Source organism: Arthrobacter sp. I3 (assembly GCF_000520575.1).
Classification (GTDB): Bacteria; Actinomycetota; Actinomycetes; order Actinomycetales; family Micrococcaceae; genus Arthrobacter; species Arthrobacter humicola_A.
This window is the reverse complement of the sequence record NZ_KI914927.1, coordinates 241,465-242,575: the sequence shown is the minus strand read 5'-3', so window position 1 is coordinate 242,575 and position 1,111 is coordinate 241,465. Positions and strand designations below refer to the sequence as shown.

Sequence of the window (1,111 nt, the reverse complement as noted above, 5' to 3'; positions counted from 1 at the left end):
GTCCGGGCCGGCAGACTCTGCGGTGCCGCCGTCGCCAGGGGCGCCGGCGTCCCCTGCGTCACCGGACCGCCCGGCGGCCACGGCGGTGAGGGCCTGCGCCCAGGGTTCGGGCTTCATGACCATGCCGGCGCCGCCGCCGTAAGGGGTGTCATCGACCGTGCGGTGCCGGTCGGTGGTGAAGTCCCGCAGGTCATGGACCTTGAGGTCCAGCAGGCCGTCCTGGCGGGCCTTGCCGATCAGCGACAGCTCCAGCGGGGCCAGGTACTCCGGAAAGATGCTGACGACGTCGATTCTCATCTACGCGTTGCCCTGCTCTTCGGAGTTCCGGGCCGCGGCACCTTGGGCTTTGGGATCCTGGGCTGCGGGGTTTTGGGCTGCGGGGTTTTGGGCCTCGGGGTTTTGGGCCTCGGGGTTTTGGGCCTCGGGCGCCTCGTCCGTGTTGACTTCGAACAGTCCGGGCGGCGGGGTGACGAGGACGTACTTTTCAGCCACGTTAACCTCGGGCACAATCTGCTCGACAAAGGGGATCAGGACTTCCTTGCCGTCGTCCGTCGTGACCACCAGCAGGTCCTGGACGGGCTGCGTGTGCAGCGCCGAGACCTTGCCGACCACATTGTCGCCCACGCGGACCTCCAGGCCCACGAGCTCGTGCTCGTACCAGCCCTCGTCGTCGTCCTCGGCGCCGATGTCTTCGGTTTCGATGAACAGCTTGGCGCCGCGCAGGCCCTCAGCCTCGTTGCGGGTCTCGATCTCGTCAAAGGCCAGCAACAGGATGTCCTTGTTCCAGCGGGCGCTGAACACCGTCAGCGGCCCGGCCGAGGCGGGTTCCACGATGAACTGGGTGCCGGGGACAAAACGGTCGCCGGGCGCGTCGGTGAGCACCTGGACAGTCACTTCGCCGCGGATGCCGTGGGGCTTGCCGATTCGTGCCACCTGGAGCTGCATCTGTTCCTCTGTTCGGGGTTGGTGATTCTGTATTCTCTGGTGCGGAATAACGGGAAAACAGTCCGGCCCCTCCACCATTATCTGGTGAAGGGGCCGGACTCAAGACAAGTAGTGCTGAAAGCGTTACCGGCGGCGGTCGGTGTCGACGACGTCGACCCTGACCGGC

The 1,111-nt window shown here is 66.4% G+C and carries 1 protein-coding gene and 1 pseudogene; both read right to left on the bottom strand.

Going from position 1 to position 1,111, the window contains the following annotated elements; genetic code table 11:
- Positions 1-297 (bottom strand): annotated as a pseudogene (locus Y706_RS25270) (tRNA (guanosine(37)-N1)-methyltransferase TrmD); the annotation flags it as partial.
- Complete coding sequence (rimM, locus tag Y706_RS25265) at positions 298-945, bottom strand: ribosome maturation factor RimM (protein ID WP_052355071.1); 648 nt, start codon at positions 943-945, stop codon at positions 298-300. It abuts the pseudogene before it with no gap.
- Between the last annotated feature and the right edge of the window lie 166 nt (positions 946-1,111).